This window comes from Opitutus sp. ER46, assembly GCF_003054705.1.
Taxonomy (GTDB): Bacteria; Verrucomicrobiota; Verrucomicrobiia; order Opitutales; family Opitutaceae; genus ER46.
The window spans coordinates 130,758-148,118 of sequence record NZ_QAYX01000018.1; the positions used below are offsets into that span (position 1 = coordinate 130,758).

The 17,361-nt window shown below is 69.2% G+C and carries 10 protein-coding genes; 6 read left to right on the forward strand and 4 right to left on the reverse strand.

The features are described 5' to 3' along the window. Positions 1-80 precede the first annotated feature (80 nt). Positions 81-4,865 (reverse strand): lamin tail domain-containing protein, encoded by a 4,785-nt coding sequence (locus DB354_RS04055; protein ID WP_107834160.1) that lies wholly within the window; start codon positions 4,863-4,865, stop codon positions 81-83. A 167-nt stretch (positions 4,866-5,032) separates the two neighbouring features. On the opposite strand from DB354_RS04055, the gene DB354_RS04060 reads away from it, so the two are divergent. The 6 genes from DB354_RS04060 (at position 5,033) to DB354_RS04085 (ending at position 11,416) form a co-directional block, all read left to right on the forward strand. Beyond that, entirely contained in the window at positions 5,033-5,848 is an 816-nt protein-coding gene (locus tag DB354_RS04060) for a polyphosphate polymerase domain-containing protein (protein ID WP_158277359.1), read from the forward strand. A gap of 52 nt (positions 5,849-5,900) precedes the next feature. Beyond that, positions 5,901-6,587, forward strand: a complete 687-nt coding sequence (locus DB354_RS04065; protein WP_107834162.1) for a DUF4956 domain-containing protein — start codon at positions 5,901-5,903, stop codon at positions 6,585-6,587. Between the two features lie 3 nt (positions 6,588-6,590). Continuing rightward, on the forward strand, positions 6,591-7,688 hold the full coding sequence (locus DB354_RS04070) for an HlyD family secretion protein (protein ID WP_107834163.1): 1,098 nt from the start codon (positions 6,591-6,593) through the stop codon (positions 7,686-7,688). 223 nt (positions 7,689-7,911) lie between these two features. Then, on the forward strand, positions 7,912-9,420 hold the full coding sequence (locus DB354_RS04075) for an efflux RND transporter periplasmic adaptor subunit (protein ID WP_107834164.1): 1,509 nt from the start codon (positions 7,912-7,914) through the stop codon (positions 9,418-9,420). Positions 9,421-9,437: 17 nt separating this feature from the next. After that, entirely contained in the window at positions 9,438-10,199 is a 762-nt protein-coding gene (locus DB354_RS04080) for an ABC transporter ATP-binding protein (RefSeq protein ID WP_107834356.1), read from the forward strand. Next, positions 10,196-11,416, forward strand: a complete 1,221-nt coding sequence (locus DB354_RS04085) for an ABC transporter permease (RefSeq protein ID WP_107834165.1) — start codon at positions 10,196-10,198, stop codon at positions 11,414-11,416. The genes DB354_RS04080 and DB354_RS04085 overlap by 4 nt, the downstream gene beginning before the upstream one ends. Before the next feature lie 253 nt (positions 11,417-11,669). Here DB354_RS04085 and DB354_RS04090 read toward each other — a convergent pair whose 3' ends face one another. The 3 genes from DB354_RS04090 to DB354_RS04100 form a co-directional block, all read right to left on the reverse strand. Continuing rightward, on the reverse strand, positions 11,670-11,945 hold the full coding sequence (locus DB354_RS04090; RefSeq protein ID WP_107834166.1) for a hypothetical protein: 276 nt from the start codon (positions 11,943-11,945) through the stop codon (positions 11,670-11,672). Between the two features lie 319 nt (positions 11,946-12,264). Continuing rightward, positions 12,265-15,972 (reverse strand): efflux RND transporter permease subunit, encoded by a 3,708-nt coding sequence (locus DB354_RS04095; RefSeq protein ID WP_146180100.1) that lies wholly within the window; start codon positions 15,970-15,972, stop codon positions 12,265-12,267. Between the two features lie 17 nt (positions 15,973-15,989). Further along, positions 15,990-17,330: an efflux RND transporter periplasmic adaptor subunit gene (locus DB354_RS04100; protein ID WP_107834168.1), complete on the reverse strand. Its 1,341-nt coding sequence runs from the start codon at positions 17,328-17,330 to the stop codon at positions 15,990-15,992. Between the last annotated feature and the right edge of the window lie 31 nt (positions 17,331-17,361).

Consider the following 17,361-nt stretch of genomic DNA (forward strand, 5'->3'; position numbering starts at 1 on the left):
CGCAGCCCGCGGCGGCTTCCTTTTATCCGGAAACCGCGCGGCGGCCGACCGCCCCCCCGGCCGGCCGCCCCACCCCGCGCTCACTCCACCACGTAGATTTCGAGGAGCGCGATGCCGGTGGTGCCGCCCACGCCGGAAACCAGGACCGTGTAGGAACCCGGCTGGAAGGTCGCGACGAACGCCGCGTCCTTGCTGCCGGCAGGCAGTTCGAACGCGCCCAGGCCCGCAGCCGTGGACGCCGTGGTCGCCGCGCCGGCGTTGCTGCCCCAGTCGTCATTTGTCAGCAGCACTTGATCCGTCGTCGAGCCGGAGGGTTTGCCGTAGATCGCCATCTGCGGATCCGCCAACACCTCGGCGGCCGGGAGCCCGAGCGCGGTGAGCCGCGGCCCGACCGCCCGGATCAGGAGCGTCTTGGGGCCGTACGAGACCACGAACCCGCCGATCAGGACTTCGCTGCCCGTGCCGGCGAAGCCGCGCGCCGAGAGGTTCACCAGGCGCGGCTGCGAGGCGCTGGAGTTCGTGTCGTACACCTCGACGAGCGCGATGCCGGTGCCGTCGCTGGCGCCGCGCGTGATCGCCGAATACATGCCTTCGCTGAGGTCGGTGAGGATGGCGGCGTCGGTGCTGCCCGCGTGCAGGCTGAATGCGCCGACGCTCGCGGCCGCGGTGACGATCGCACCGGCGTTGCTCGCATCGCTCCAGTTGTCGCTCGCGAGCAGGTCGGCATAGGCGCCGGACTCATACCGCTTGAGGCTGAGCTGCGGATCCGCGAGGCGGTTGTCGACGTTGAGGTCGGCGAGCGTCGGCCCCACGCCGCGGATCAGCATCGGCTTCGCGCCGGTGCCGGAAATCACGAAGCCGGGAAACAGCTGCTGGTTGCCCGTGCCCACCCAGCCGCGGGTCGAGAGGTTCACCAGCCGGCCCGCAGTCGTGACCACCGCGGTGACCGACACCACCACCGGATCGCTGGCGATCGTCTGGGCATTGGCGGTGACGAGACACCGGTAGGTAGAACTTTGATACGCCTGGGCGCTGAGGAGCGCGAGCGACGCGGCGGTGGCGCCGCTGATGTCCTGCCACTCCCCGTTCACCAGCATCTGCCACTGGTAGGTCGTGGCGTAGCTGGTGGTCGCGGTCACGCTGAGCGTGGTGGCGTTGCCGGCGTCGAGCGTCACCGTGCCGCTCTGGTCGGCCACGACGGTGAATCCGCCGGTGTCGTCCCCACCGGGGTTGCCGTTCACGGAACTCGAGACGCGCCAGGTCGACGGCTTGGCCCAGTGTTCGGCCGCCGTCGCCGCAGCGTCCCGCACCACGATGGAGCAGCCGCCGCCCGATGCGGCGGCATACCAGTCGGTCTCGTAACGGAACTTGAGGATATGGACGTACCACGGCGCGGGGAGCGTCAGTGCGATGGTCTCCCCGGTGTTGTCGAGCGCGCCGTCATAGGAGCCCGCGGCAAGCGTGGCCGCCGCCCCCGGGTAGCGGGTGAGGAACGTGCTGCGCGCCTTCGCCACCACGACGTAGGCGCCGGCAGCCAGGGTCGTGCCGCTCGCGAAGGTGTAGTCCAGGCCGTTGGTGAACCGCACGCCGCTGAGATCGAGCGTGGTGGCGCCGATGTTCTTCAGCTCGATGAACTCGTAGTCGCTCGCGCTCGAGGCGGCGGCTGGCTGGTACATGAGCTCGGTGATGCGGAGGTTGTTCAGCAGATCCGTGTACGCCGACGGCAGCGTCGTCGCGTTGGAGATGCCGGGCGTCGGCACCGCGAAGCTGGCCCACGTCATGCCGCCGTCCGTTGCGCGGCCCGTGGAGTACTCCGCGGGCTGGGCCGCGAAGTCCACCTGGTCGATCAGCGTGCCGTTGGCCCCGAGCAGCGCGAGGAGGTCGAAATCGGCGTCGAGCGCGAACGTGATGTCGGCGCCGTACAGCGTGACGAAGCCGGTGGGCGCGATGAAGCTGAGCGCCGGGAACGCGAAGCGGCTCGGGTAGTTCACGGCATCGTCCGTCAGCCGCACGCCCGCGAGCGCGACCGGCGTGGCGGCGGGATTGTAGAGTTCGACGAAGTCGTGATCGACGCGGTAGCCGATGCGCCCCGCCCACTCGTTGATCTTCACCGCGGCCGGACTGCCGAGCGTCACCGCCGCGCCGTTGGCCGCACCCGCGGTCGGCACGGTGAGCGCCCACGTGTCGGCGCTGCTGCCCGTGCGGCTGATCGAGTAGTCGCTGATCTGATACCCGAAGGTGATCGTGTCCAGGAGCGTGGTGCCGTCGCTGTCGTAGAGCTGCACGACGTCGCCCTCCGCATCGAGGGCGAAGCCCGTGTGCAGGCCGGAGCCGGTCGTGTTGGTGTCGGCGTACAACACCAGGTAACCGCCGGCGGCGATCGTGGTGCCGGCGGGGAACACGTATTTCTGCGGCGTGGCGGGATCGTCGGTCAGGCTCCTGCCCGCGAGGCTCACGGCGGCCGTGCCCGCGTTGTGGAGCTCGATGATGTCGGGATAGGTGCCGTCGAGCGCGATCTTGGTATTGGTCGCGAGGACCTCGTTGAGCCGCAGGCTGGGCGTGCTCGTCGCGGCGAGCGTGGCCGTGCTCGTGGCCGCGGCCGGCGTGGTCTTCGCCGCCCCGATGAGCCCGAGCAGGTAGGCCTGGCGTTGCGTCATGAAGCTCTTGATCGAGCTGCGCACCGTGGCGGACGCCCAGCCGGAGAGGTGGTTGTCCACGAACTGGTAGAAGGGCGGGTACGCGTTCGCGGAGGTGTCCGCATCGAACACCGTCCCGTAAAGCTCGCGGATCGCCGCGTAGTACTTGGCGCGAAACGCCGCGTTGCCCGTGGTGGAGCTGTTACCCATCAGCGGCAGCAGCGGCTTCATCAGCGTGACCGAGCCTACGCCGGCGCGGCTGACCGTGTCGGTCTCGGTCATGTCGTAGAGCCCCACGGCCGTGGCGCTCACCGCGCCGTCGCCCGTGCCGAGGATCGTGTCCATGTCGTGCGGCAGCAGCACCATCCGGGTGGTCGTGCCGTCGTTGACGAAGGCGGCGGCGTAGTCGTCGTCCTCGCCGGTGGAGAGGTTGGGCTCGTTGTTGAGGAGGATGGTGAACACGGCCATCCAGCGCGCGAGGTAGTCGAGGTCGGCGACGTTGGAGAGCGTGGTCACGTTGGCGTCGGAAAACCCGGTGTTGTTCCAGGTGCCGGCCGCGACGTTGCCGGAGGTGGCGTTGTTGAAATACGGCGCGGCGGTGTCCTGCCAGGTCTTGGTGAACGCCATCACGTCGGACCAGTCGTTGGCGGCGGAGTTGTTCTCCTTTTGCCAGCCGCTCCAGGTGGCGCTCGGGCTGGTGGGCGCGGTGCTCGAGGTGTAGGCCCACGAGGAGGTGCTGGTCTTCCGGTAGAGCTGCACGGACTGGGCGAGGGGGAAGTGGTTGTCGGCATAGTCGCCGTTGAAGTCCTCAACGCGGACCCACATCCCGAAGTCGCCCGTGGCGCCGCTGCTCACGGTCGACTCGGTGCCCTGGCGGCGCAGCTCGACCGGGGAGACGTCGGCGGCGACGAGTCCGGCCGCGGTCTGCAGCCGCATGGCAAGATACTGCAGGTAGGAGGCCTTGGGGTTCAGGTTGAAGCTCGAGACGCCGTCCCACTTGTGGTCATTCGGAATCTTGAAATGCAGCGGCTTGAACGTGTAGCTGCGGCTGCTGTTGCCCCGAATGCGCATGGAGCAGAGGTAGCGGATCGTGGTGTCGATGCCGCGGGTGACGACCAGGGTGACGTTGAACTCGCGATCGCTGTTGGGATTGCTGGAGGCGAGCGAGGTGAAGGCGGCGTTCTCGGCGGCGGTCAGCACGAGCCGGTAGACGGGCGCAGCGGAGCTCACAACCTCATCGTCGACCTGGTATGTGCCGTTGGTGTTCTGTCCCTCGCTCGACGGCGCGGGCCAGGTGCGGGTGTTGGTGCCGTCCGTGGCCGAGATATAGAACTCAACGATCGTCTTGGCCGCCATCGCGGGCAGCGCAGCGGTGAAGTTGCCCGAGCCGTCGTGGTCCATCGTGACGGCGGCGTAGGAGCCCGGGCTGGTGGAGGTGGCGACGCGCCACCAGAGCGTGGCGGTGAGCGCGCTGGCGGCGGATTCGTCGGCCAGCGAGCAGGAGATGGTTACGGCGCTGCTGCTCGTCGGCACGGCCGGCGAGTGCTTCACGTCGGTGATCACGGGGGCGACGTTGGTGGAAAGGAGGGAGTTCGCGGCGCCGGGCGAGCCGCCGGTGGCAGTCGATGCGCCCCAGTTTTGTCCGTTGGTCGTGGCGAGGGAGGGGTTGCGGCGCTCGAGCGAGGCGCCGGCGCTGTTGGCGCGGGACACCCACGACCAGCCGCCCAGGGAGTCGCGCGTGCGCGTGGCCCAGTCGCCCTCGTCGGCGTAGTCGACCTCGTCAACCACGGTCCACGCGCCGGTGGTGTCACCCGGTTTGGACAAGGCGACGGTTTCGCCGTTGTTGGCGAGGTGGCCCGTCCAGGGGCCGTAGACGGTGGCGAGGCCGGTGGCGGCCTGGAGCGAGCTGACGTTGGCGGCGACGACGACGTAGCCCTTGGCGGCAATCGTGGTGCCGGCGGGGAAGGTGTAGCTGACGCCCTGGGTGAAGGCCCAGCCCGAGAGGTCGACGGCGGTGGCGTCGGGGTTGTACAGCTCGATGAACTCGAGGCCGGTGTTCTCGGGATACGTGGTGCCCGGCCGGTACATCAGTTCGTTGATCACCGGGGCGCCGCGCAGCGCGGCGGCACCGGCCACGAGGGCCAGGAGGACCGGCAGGAGCAGACGGGAACGGGCGCGCGCAAGGAGCCGTCGCACGCAGGCACGCCAGGCGGAATTCGCAGAAAACATGAGGGCGGGAGTTGAGGAGCCGTGGGGCGGCAGCGATCGGCGCGATGCGCTGCTCCCGCCGGGGAAAGACTCCCGGATTGTTAAGCTACGGTTCGGCGGGGCCGCCGAAATTGTTAAGCCGGGGTAAAGGCTGGTACTTCCGGGACGAAACCGCGTCGAAACGGGACATGCGCCCCGACCTGCTGCAGCAACGACGCTTTGAGCTGAAGTACCGCGTGAAAGAGTCCACCGCGGCGGCCATTCGCGCGCACGTCCGGAGTCACCTCGTGCCCGACGAGTACGCGGCGGGCCAGCCGGACCACGCCTACGCCGTCCACAGCCTGTACCTCGATTCCGCGGACCTGCGGCTGTATCACGCGACGCTCAACGGCGACCGAAACCGCTACAAGCTGCGGTTGCGGTACTACGACGACGCGGCGAATGCCCCGGTGTTCTTCGAGATCAAGCGCCGCGAGGACCACTGCATCCACAAGCAGCGGGCGGCGGTGCGGCGCTCCGCGCTGCACGCGCTGCTCGCCGGACGCTGGCCGGGGCCGGCCGATCTCTTCGGCAGCAGCCCGCGGCAATTGCTCGACCTCCAGGAGTTCAGCCGGCTCCTCCAGCACGTGCGCGCCCGGCCGCAGGCGCGCGTCATCTACCGGCGGGAAGCGTGGATGTCGCCGTGGGACAACTCCGCGCGCGTCACCTTCGATCGCGACGTGCGCAGCCTCCCGCACCGCACGGAGGAGCTGACGCTCGAAGACCGCGGCGCCGTGCGACCCTTCGGCGAGGAGGTGATCTTCGAGATCAAGTACACCGACCGCATGCCGGCCTGGGCGGCGGAACTGGTCCACGTCTTCGAATTGGTGCAGAGCGGTGCGGCCAAGTACGTCGAGGGGCTCCATTCCTCCGGAGCGACACGGCCGCCCTCCCCGGTCGCCGGGCACAGCGCGACCGACAGCCGCCAGTTCTGGGCGGCCGACCGCGCGAGCGTGCCGGTCTGAAGGGCGGCCGCAGCGCCACTTTTTCCGCCAACCCTCAACTCCTCCTCCGCGCATGCTCGATTTCTTCGTCCGAGGTGACTACGGCGCCACGCCCGCCAGCTTCGAAACGGTGCTGCTGGCGCTGCTGCTGGCCTTCCTCCTCGGCCTGGTGATGGCCTGGGCCTACATGACCTGCCACAGCGGTGGTTCGTACTCCCGCGCGTACGTCGTCTCCCTCGTGCTCATGCCCGTGATCGTGGCGCTGGTGCTGTCGGTGCTGAGCAACAACCTCGTCACTGCGTTCGGGCTGATGGCGGTCTTCGCGATCGTCCGTTTCCGCAACATCCTCCGCGACACGCTGGACACCGCCTACATCCTGGCGGCAATCGTCGTCGGCATGGCGTGCGGCTCGCAGAAGTACGCGACGGCGGTGGTCGGCTGCGGCGTGATCCTGCTCGTGGTGATCGCGCTGGCGCTGACGCAGTTTGGTCGCCGCAGCCACTACGACCTGGTGCTCAACCTGCACTGGGCCAGCCCCGTGGCGCGGCTGGGCGAACTGCAGGCCCTCCTGGACCGACATGCGTGGCGCGCGGTCTGCGCCCATCACCAGCCCACCCCCGACGGCTCCGGCATCGATCTCTCGTACCGGCTGCTCCTGCGCGATCCAGACCGGCGCGAGGAACTCCTGCGCGAGCTCGGCGCGCTGGCGGGCGTGTCGTGCCTCGCCAGCATCACCGCCCACGACGACTCGGAGATCTGACCCATGCCGACGCCGCCGCCCCCCATTCCCGTTTCGCGCCGCCAGCGCTGGCGCGAGTTCAGGCACCGCGTGCTGCCATTCCTGCTTTTTGCCGGCAGCCTGGCCCTGGTGACCGTGCTCTGGCGCCGTTCGGTGGCCCCACCCATGTTCGTCGCCACCGCCGAGGCCGACCAGACCGAGGTGCGCTCCGTGGCCGGCGGCTGGCTCTCGAGTCTCGACGTGGAGGTCCTGCAGCCCGTCGAAGCGGGCGCGGTGCTGGGCCACGTCGTCACGACGGATCCGCGGGTCCTGGAGGCCTCGCTCGGCGTCGCCCGCGCCGAGCTGCAGTTGCTGACCGCGAGCCTGGAGCCGGCGCTGAACCAGCAGCGGATCGCGGTCGATCGCGACCGGTTGAACCTCGAGTGGATGCAACAGCGCGTCGAACTCGCGTCGCTCCGCGTGCGCGTGACGCAGGCGGCGAGCGATCTCGCCCGGTCCGCCAAGCTGCACGCGCAGCACATGGTGACGGACCAGGAGCACGAACTCGCCCGCACGACGCACGACGAGCTCACCGCCCAGTTGCACGAGACCATGGCGCTGGTGGCGAAGCTGGCGCCGAAGTTCGATGCCACCGCGCCCGAAGCGATCCCGACGCCATCGGTGCAAGGCACGCTCTCGGCGGCGCTCCGGCTGGAAGAGGAGAAAGTCCGGCTGATCGAGGCGCAGCTCAGTCCCCAACCGCTGCGCGCGCCGCGCGGCGGCGTGGTCTCGGCGGTGTTTCGCCGCGCCGGCGAAGGAATCGTGAGCGGCGAATCGATCGTGCGCATCACGGGGACCCGTCCGCTGCGGCTCGTGGGCTACCTGCGCCAGCCGCTGCCGCTCGAGCCGCGGCCCGGCATGCTCGTCGAGGTGCGTTCGCGGCAGTTCCAGCGCCGCGTCGCCCAGGCGAAAATCGTGCAGGTCGGCACCGCCATGGAATTCCTGCCCGCGCCCGTGCTCGCCGCGATGCGCATCCCCGTCACCGCCGAGCCATCGGAGCTCGGGCTCCGCATTCATCTTTCGCCCGTGGAGGAACTCGGGCTGCGTCCCGGCGAAATCGCTGACGGCATCATTGTGAAGTAAAAGTGCAGGTGAGAGTGAAAAGGCGGGCGGACTGGAGTGAAGCGGGAGTGAAGTGAGCAAACGGGCCCCGAGCCGCCGGCCCCACCTTCCTCCATTATCATAAACCGCCGCGTCTCGGTGGTTTATAATCCCCCATCCCGGATTATCCCGGCCTGACAGCATTTCCGGCGGGGTTCGTGGCACGGCCCTCGTCGGTCCGCGCCGCGGCCAGCACGCTCCGGCCATGATCAAGCGACTCGTTCCGTGGATCGCGTTCCTGCTGCTGGCCGGGGGCGCGCTGCTGTGGTGGCGCCGTTCCACCGGCGCCGCGACCGCCTCCCTGGTGTTTCGAACCGCCACGGTGCAGCGCGGGGATGTGACGCAGACCGTCACGGGCAGCGGCTCGCTTTCGGCGCTCATCACCGTCGATGTCGGCAGCCAGGTGTCGGGCAACATCGCGAAGCTGTATGTGGATTACAATGACACGGTGAAGGCCGGCCAGCTCCTGGCGGAGATCGAGCCGACGACCTATGAGGCCAAGGTTTTCCAGGCGGAGGCGGACCTGCTGTCGGCGCAGGCCGCCCTCGATCTCAAGCAGCTTGCCGTGCGCCGCGCCAGCGAGCTGCTGGGCCGGAAGCTGCTCTCGCAGTCGGACTACGACGACGCCGCGGCCGCGCTGCGCCAGCAGGAGGCCTCGTTCAAGAAGGCGACGGCGGCGATGAAGAGCGCCAAGACCGACCTCGACCGCTGCAAGATCTACTCCCCCGTGGACGGCGTCGTGCTGAAGCGCACGGTGTCCGCCGGCCAGACCGTGCAGTCGAACTACAACGTTGCCACCCTCTTCACGATCGCGCGCGACCTGCGGCAGATGGAAATCGAGGCGGCGATCTCGGAGGCGGACATCGGCGGCGTGGAGGCCGGGCAGGCGGTGACCTTCACGGTCGACGCGTTTCCCGGGCGCTCCTTCCAGGCGAAGGTGCGGCAGATCCGCAACAACTCCACCGTCTCGAACAACGTCGTCACGTACCCGACCATCATTTCGGTGGACAACGCGGACCTGAAGCTGCGGCCCGGGATGACGGCGAACGTCGTCATCGCGACGGCTCGTCGCAGCCACGTCCTGCGCGTGCCCAATGCCGCGTTGCGCTTCAAGCCGCCGGAGGGGGCGTCCGTGCTCGCGGCGGCGGAGGCGAATGGCCCGGACGGCGCCGGCGGGCCGCCGGCCTTCGACCGCCTGCCGGACGAGATCAAGCAGCGCATGCTGGCCGACTTTGACAAAAACGGCGACGGCCGCCTCGACGCCGACGAGCAGAAGACGATGCAGGCGACGCTGCGCAACCGGCGCGCCGCGGCCCAGGGCAGCGCGGGTGGGTTCGGCCCGCCCGATGGCGGCATGGGCGGCCCGCCTCCGGGGGGCGGTGGTCCGGCCGGGGGCGGCGCCGGCGGCGGATCGGGCGGCAGCGCCCGCGTGGTGCGCGCCGCCGGCTCGGCCGTCGACCACTCGCAGCCCGTCACCGTGTACGTCGTGCAAGGCACACCCGATGCCGCAGGACGAGCCAGCGGTGCGCTGCAGCCGAGGCCGGTCTTTGTCGGCGTAAGCGACAGCACGTACACCGAGATTCTCTCCGGGATCGAGGAGGGTGCTGTCCTCGCCAGCGGCACGCTGTCCGCGCAGCAGCTCGCGACGACGCCGGCGAAGACCGGCACGAACAACCTCTTTGGTCCGCCGCGCCCGCCCGGCGCGCGCAAGTGAGCCGCGACCCGCACGCCATGCAACCGGTCATCGAGATCACCGACCTGCACCGCATCTACCAGACGGGGGGTGCGCCCGTGCATGCGGTGCGCGGCGTGTCGCTGCGCGTGATGCCGGGCGAGTTCGTCGCGGTGATGGGCGCGAGCGGCTCGGGCAAGTCGACGCTGATGAACACGCTTGGCTGTCTCGACCGCCCGACGCGCGGCTCGTACCGGGTCGACGGGACGGATGTGTCGGCGCTGGACAGCGACGCGCTCGCCGCCATCCGCAACCGCAAGATCGGTTTCGTCTTCCAGGGCTTCAACCTCCTGGCCCGCACCACCGCGCTCGAAAACGTCGAGCTGCCGATGCTCTACGCGCACCCGCCGCTGCCGAGCGGCGAACTGCGGGCGCGGGCCTTGCACGCGCTCGCCCAGGTGGGGCTCAGCGACCGCGCCGACCACGTGCCGAGCCAGCTCTCGGGCGGGCAGCAGCAGCGCGTCGCAATCGCGCGGGCCCTCGTGCTCGGACCTTCGCTCCTGCTCGCCGACGAGCCGACGGGAAACCTGGATACGCGCACCAGCATCGAGATCATGGGCGTGTTCCAGCAGCTCAACGCCGCGGGCATGACCGTCGTGATGGTCACGCACGAGCTGGACGTCGCCCGCTTCGCCCGCCGCATGATCGTCATGCGCGACGGCCGCGTGCGGCGGGACGAGCCGATTGCCGCGCGCGCGGCGGCGGCGACCGAGCTGGCCCGCGTCGCGGCGGAGGAACAGGCCGCGGAACTCATCCCATGAAACGTCTGCTCGCCATTCTGCGCGTCGCCCTCCGGGCGCTCCGACGCAACGTCCTGCGCACCTTCCTCACGATGCTGGGCATCATCATCGGCGTGGCCGCGGTGATCGGCATGGTGAGCATCGGCACCGGCGCGCGCGTGCAGGTCGAGCAGCAGATCGCCGCGCTGGGGCAGAACGTGATCATGGTCATGGCCGGCAACATGAGCCGCGGCGGGATGTTCTCGGGCATGGGCGGCGCGCCGACGCTGACGCTCGAGGACGCGTTCGCGTTGCGGAACGAAGTCGACGGCGTCGCCACGATGAGCCCCGAGGTGCGCGGCAATGTGCAGGTCGTGGCCGGCAATCTGAACTGGAACGTGCAGGTGATGGGCGTGAGCCACGAGTACCTCGACCTGCGCGCCTGGCCGCTGAGTGAGGGCGACTTTTTCACCGAGCAGGACATCCGCGCGAGCACCCGTACCTGCGTGCTCGGCCAGACCACGGCGAAGAAGCTCTTCGAGGACGCCAGTCCGATCGGCGCCGCGGTGCGCGTGAAGGGGATCCCGTTCACCGTCGTGGCGGTGCTCGCGCCGAAAGGCTCGAACATGATGGGCCAGGACCAGGATGACGTCGTGTTTGTCCCTTACTCCACCGCGATGCGCCGGCTCTTCGGGCAGAATTTCCTGCGCGCGATCAACCTGGGCGCGGCGAGTCCCGATCGGATCAAGGACGTCACGACGCAGGTGGCCGAACTGCTGCGGCAGCGGCATCGCATCCAACCCGGGCGCGACGACGATTTCATGGTGCGCACGCAGCAGGAGATCACAGAGTTCGCGACCTCGACGGCGAAGACGATGACCGGGCTGCTGGGCGCGATCGCCGGTGTGTCGCTGCTCGTCGGCGGCATCGGCATCATGAACATCATGCTGGTGTCAGTCACGGAGCGCACGCGGGAGATCGGCATCCGGCTGGCGGTGGGCGCGCGGCGACGCGACATCCTGCGGCAGTTTCTGACCGAGGCGGTGGTCTTGAGCATCGCCGGCGGGCTGGTCGGGATCGCGACCGGCGTGGGCGTTTCGATGGCGCTCGCGGCGCAGTTCAACTGGCCGACGCTGACGCCGACGTACGCGGTCGCGGGAGCGTTCCTCTTCAGCGCGATGGTCGGCGTGTTCTTCGGCTACTACCCGGCGAGGAAAGCCGCGCAGCTCGATCCCATCGAAGCACTGCGGTACGAATAGGTCAGAAGCCGGATATCAGGAGCCAGATGTCGGACGTCAGATGTCAGAAGCCTGAGGCCGGATATCCGAAGCCAGAGACCGGGAACCGGAGGCCGGATGTCAGATATCAGAGGTCAGACGTCAGCGTCAGACTAGGCCCGGCTGTCCGCCGCACCCTTGCGGGCCTCTGGCATCGGTTTGGCTTCCGACCTCTGACATCTGGCCTCTGGCTTCTGACATCTGGCCTCCGGCTTCCGGCTTCTGGCCTCCGTAATTACTTCTTCTTGCAGCAGCCTTCCTTCTTCTCGCCCTCGGCGCCGGCCGGGCACTGCTTCTTTTCGCCCTTCTGGCAGCAGGCGGGTTTGTTGGCCTTGTCGCACTTCGCACAATCTTTGCCCTCGGCTTTGCACTTGGCCTTCATCTCGGCGCAAGCAGCGGCACTCGGGCATTCCTTGGTAGGCTGGGCGGGCTTGGCCTGGTCTGCGGCGTAAGCGGCGAACGCAAAGGCGGCCAGGGCGAAGGAAGCGGTGAGGAGGGTACGGATTTTCATGAAGTTGAAACAGGGGATTGGCTTCGTAACTACACTCAAACCAGACCCTTACCAGCCGATTCTGATCAGCTCGCATCCTCTTGAACGAAACCTCCAGCCGCAAACGACTGCCGGCCACCCGTCCGTGGATCGGCGCCTCCGCCCAACCCGCCGCCGCCCCTGCCCTGCGTCGCGCCGCCTGAGCAGTCAGGCTGGTTGCGTCAAAGGTCTATACGCCTGGTCCTGTCCCGCCGCGGGCAGAGCCGCAGCTAGATGTGACGCCGTGACGGCCTGACCCCATTTCCGACGGGGTCAGGCCGTCACGGCGTCACACGCAAGGCTACGTGGTCGTTGCGCGCGCTTCGCGGGCGAGGCGGCGTTCCCAGTACCAGGTGAAGAAGACGGGGACGGAGAACAGGGACACGAAATCGAAGACCATGCCGCCCACCACCGGCAGCACCATCGGCTGCATCAGCTCGGACCCGCGGCCCGTGGCCCAGAGCACCGGGATCAGCGAGAGCATGGCCGTCGCGTTGGTCATGATCGCGGGCCGGCGCCGGCGCAGGCCGGCCTGGAAGACCCGGCGGTTCACTTCGGCAAGCGTGCCGGGGTGCGTCTTGAACTGCTCCTGGATGTACGTCCCAAGCAGGATGCCGTCGTTGAACATGACGCCGAGCAGCACCAGGAAGCCGACCACCACGGCGGTCGTCATCTCCGCCCCCCAGAGCCACACGAAGAAGAACCCGCCCGCGGTCGTGACCGTCGCGTTGGCCAAGACGATGATCGCGGTGATCAGCCACGACCGCGTGCCGAGATAGATCAGCAGCACCATCACCGCCATCGACGCGCTGATGATCCAACGGAGAGTCTGGTCGGCCTTGAGCTTCTGCTCGTAGCGGCCCACCCAACGATAGGTCGCACCCGCCGGCAGCTCCAGCTGGCCGGACGACAAGGCGGCCCGGAGCCGCGCATCGGCATCGCGCACGACCTCGACCTCGCCGCGGCCGCGCGCGTTGAGCAGCACGTACTGCGTGCGCTTGCCGCCTTCCGAACGGATCGCCATCGGCCCGATCGTGTAGGTCAGCCCCGCCTCGCTCGGCCGCGTGGCGACGACGCGCGCGTGTCCGGCCTTGATCGCCGCCAATACCGCGGCCGGCAGCGACTCGTCCGCCGGTACGGTGAGTTCGAGCCGGTGCGGATCCAACACGGTCGCGTTGCGTTGCGCCGTAAGCGGCAGGCCGGCGACGAATGCGTTGGCGTCCCCGCCGTGGTCCGCGAGCTGCAGCGTATGCACCGTCGGCACCGCGAGGACACTGCTGAGCGGCACGCCGCCCATCCCACCGGGCACCGGGATGCGCACCCCGAGCAACTCGTCCGGGTCATCGCGCCGCTCGCGTTCGTAGCGGATGCGCACCGGATAACGCAGCGCCCCCTCGACGGAGTACGTCACGGCCATGCCGCCGAGCGCCGTCTCAACCGACCGCATGACTTGCTCGTTGGTCAGCCCGAAGCGCGCAAGCTTAGCCGGATCCAGCCGGATTTCGGCGTAGGGCTTGCCGCCCTCGCGCTGCATCTGCACGTCGGCCGCGCCGGGCGTGGGCTGGATGACCTTCTCGGCCGCCTCGGCGAAACGCTCGAGCGCGTCCTGGTCATCGCCCAGCACCTGCAGCGCGATGAGACTGCGGATGCCGGTGGAGAGCATCACCACGCGGGTCTCGATCGGCTGGAGCCAGCTCGGCGCAACGCCGGGGATTTCCGTGATCGCAGCAAGCGCGGCGCGAACCTCAGCCAACGTACGCGGCCGCTTCTCCACGGTGCCGTCGGCGCGCGGCATCTCGTGCACCGGCCACTCCGCGTACGGCTTCAGGAGCACGACCGTCTCGATCATGCCGATCGGCGCGGGATCAAGCGCGGTTTCGGCGCGGCCCATCTTGCCCATGACCGAAGCCACCTCGGGCACGGATTCGATCAGCCGGTTCTGCGTGAGCATGATCCGCTGCGTTTCGCCCAGTCCGCCCGTGGCGGGAATGGACGGCATGAAGAGCAGACTGCCCTCGTCAAGCGGCGGCAGGAAACTGGAACCCACGCCCGGGAACAGCCGCGTGAGCGCGCGATCGACGCGGGTCTGCGTGAAATCGCCGCCCGCGGCCGCGACCAGCCGCCGCAGCGGCCAGCCGACAGTAGGCCAGCCCACGCCCAGCAGGTAGCCGCCGATGGCCATCGTGCCGATCGCCGCCGTGAAGAGCACCTTGTGCCGGAGGATGCGCGCGTACGCCCATTCGTAGCCGACGTGGATCGCGTGGCTCGCAGGATTCTCCTCGTAGCTCACCAGCCGCTCGCGCCCGAGGCGCCAGATCGCGGCGGCGACGACCACGGCAAACAGCGGCGCGAACAACCAGCCCGGGACCGTGATCGCCCAGCGCCCGTGATCGAGCGGGAGCGACCAGCCGTCGCGAATGAACCACGCGAACGCCACGCCGCCCGCGACGCCCGCCAGCCCGAGCAGGAGCGGCTTGCGCACATGCCAGGGCGGCAGCAGCAGCCGGCACAATACGGGCACGAGCAGCGTGCCGAACAGCACCGCGCCCGTGATTGCGAGCGACTTCGTCAGCGCGAGCGGTTCGAAGAGCCGGCCCGCCTGGTCGGTCAGCGCGAAGATCGGCAGGAAGCCGATGATCGTGGTCGCGGCCGACGTGAGCAGCGGGCGCGTCACCTCCTGCGCCGCGCGGATCACGGTGTCGGTGATCTCCGCGTTGAACGGCGACGTCGGCATCGGCCGCCCCTCGCGCCGACACTTCTCCTGCAAGTCGACGAGGTGCTGCGTGATGTTCTCCGTCATGATGATCCCGAAATCGACCATCACGCCGATCGCGATCGCGATGCCCGCGAGGCTCATGATGTTCGCGCCGAGACCGAACCCATGCATCACGAGGAACGTGAACAGCATCCCCAGCGGCAGGCTCACCGCCACCGCGAGGCTCGCGCGCACATGCAGCAGGAACGCCACGACCACGATGACCGTGGTGATGATCGCCTCCTTCAGCGTGTCGGTGACCGTCTCCGTCGTTTCGCGGATAAGCTGGGAGCGATCGTAGAACGCGACGGCGGACAACTGCTCGCGCGCGAGCGTGGGCGCGAGATCGGCGAGCCGCTGCTTCACTGCCGTGATGACGGTCTTCGGATCCTCGCGGACGCGCATGCCGATGATCGCGCCCACGTGCTCCTGGTAACCGTCCGCCAAAAGTCCCTGGCGAAACTGGCCGCCGAGCTGCACGTGCGCGACGTCGCCCAGCCGCAGGCCCGCGCCGCGCTGCCGGTCGCCGCGCAGGACGATGTTCTCCACGTCCGCCACCGACCGGATGAAGCCCACGCCCCGGATCATCGTCTCGATGCCGCTCTGCTCCACGCTCATGGCACCGACGTCGCGCCCCGCCTGCTGCACGGCCATCATCAGCATGTCGAGCGTGAGCCCCTGGGCCTCGAGCCGGTTGGGATCGACGTCGATCTGGTACTCGCGGCCGACTCCGCCCGCGGGCGCGACCTCGGCCACGCCGGGCACACCGCGTAACGCGGGCACGACCACCTGGTCGAGGACGTAGCGCTTGTGTTCGAGATCGCGCGGACCCTGCAGCGTGAACGCATACACCTGACCCATTGCGGTGGCGTCGGGTCCGAGCCGGGCGTTCACGCCTTCGGGCAGGACGCCCTGGAGCTGCGACAGCCGCTCGAGCACGCGGGTACGGCACTCGTAGAGGTCCCGCCGCTCCGCGAAGATCACGTACACGTAGCTGGCGCCATACAGCGACATGCCGCGGACCGTCTGCACGCCGGGAAGGCCCTGCAGTTCGCGGGCGAGCCGGGACGTCACCTGGTCGTCCATGTCCTGCGGACTTTTTCCCGGCCACTCGGCCCAGACGATGACCTGGTTGTCGCTCAGGTCGGGAATCGCGTCGACCGGCACGTGACGCCAGGCCCACAGCCCGGCGACGGCCAGCGCCAGCGCGGCGCCGAGGGTGAGGAACGTGTTGCGAATGACGAAGGAGAGCACGGTGAAGGGCGAAGGCGTCAGTGCTGGTGCGCGGCGGACGCGGGCTGGCTGACCGCGCCGTGCGGGAAGAGGAGGCTGGGCGTGCCGGCGAGCTGCGCCTGGCTGTCGATGAGGAACACGCCCTGCGTGGCGACCTCGTCGCCGGGTTTCAGGCCGGCGCGCACGACGTAAACATCGTTGCCCGACTCGTCCTCGAGCCGCGGCCCGAGCGCGAGCGGCGCGAGTTCGAAGCGGAGGCGACCGTCCGACTGCCGCTCGGCCACGCGCCACGCGACGTGACGCACGCCGGTGGAAAGCACGGCGGTCTTCGGCACGAGCGTGAACCGGCCCCAGGTGGAAGGTTCGGCGGGGTCCGCAGCCTCGAGGTCGGCGGTGAGCGCGGTTTCGAAACGCGCGTTGATCAGGCTGCCCGGCAGCAGGCGCCCTTGGGGATCGCGCAAGTGCACGTGCACCTCGCGCGTGCGCAGTTCACGGTTGAGCTCGGGCGCGACCCACGCGACGCCCGCCTCGATGTCGGGCAGCTCGCCCAGGTCATCCGAAGCGAGCCGGGCCGGCTGGCCGACGCGGAGCCAGCGCGCCCGCGTTTCCGGCACCTGCATGACAAGCATGTATGCGTCGGGCTCGACGAGCCGGAGCAACGCGGTATCGGCCATCACCTCCTGGCCCACCTGCGGCAGGCGGCCGTCCATCGCGTCACCCTCGCCGCCGAGCGCGAGCACGACGCGACCGGCGAACGGACTCGTGATCGTGACGGTGTCGACCGGCAGGTGTCCGTCGAGGATGGCGCGGGCGACCGGGGCGAGATTCCAGCGGTCAAAACGCTCGGTGAGCGCGCGGATCGTGGGCTGGTCGCCGAGCTTCACGGCGGCGGCGAGTTCGCCCTGGGCGGCGAACACCTCCGCGCTGTACAAGTCGACGACCGGATCGCCGGCCTGCACGACGGTGCCGGCATGGAGCGCGGCGGGGTGCCGGCGGACGATGCGGCCGGCCACGCGTGGCACGATCACCTGGGCGGTGCGGTCGTCGTATCGGACGATACCATACGCCCGCACGAGCGGACGCGCCGGGCCGGCGACGACCGTGGACAACTGGACATCCATCCGCCGCTGCTGCTCGGCAGTGAGCTCACCGGCGGTGACGCGCGTCATCTTCATGCCGCACACGGGGCAGTTCCCCGGGCGGTTGCCGATGTAGTCCATCATCGGGCACGCCCAGCGCTCGCCGGCGGTGGCGGCCTCGGCGGCGTGGTCGTGAGCCTCGGCCGGCGTGAAGAGGGCGGAGGCCGGCAGGAGGCCGATGACGGTGGCGCCGACGAGGAGACCGGCGACACCGATCAGGAGGGAAGGAGCAGGGCGCATGCGAAAGAGAGGTGAGGCGGGACGGCGCGAG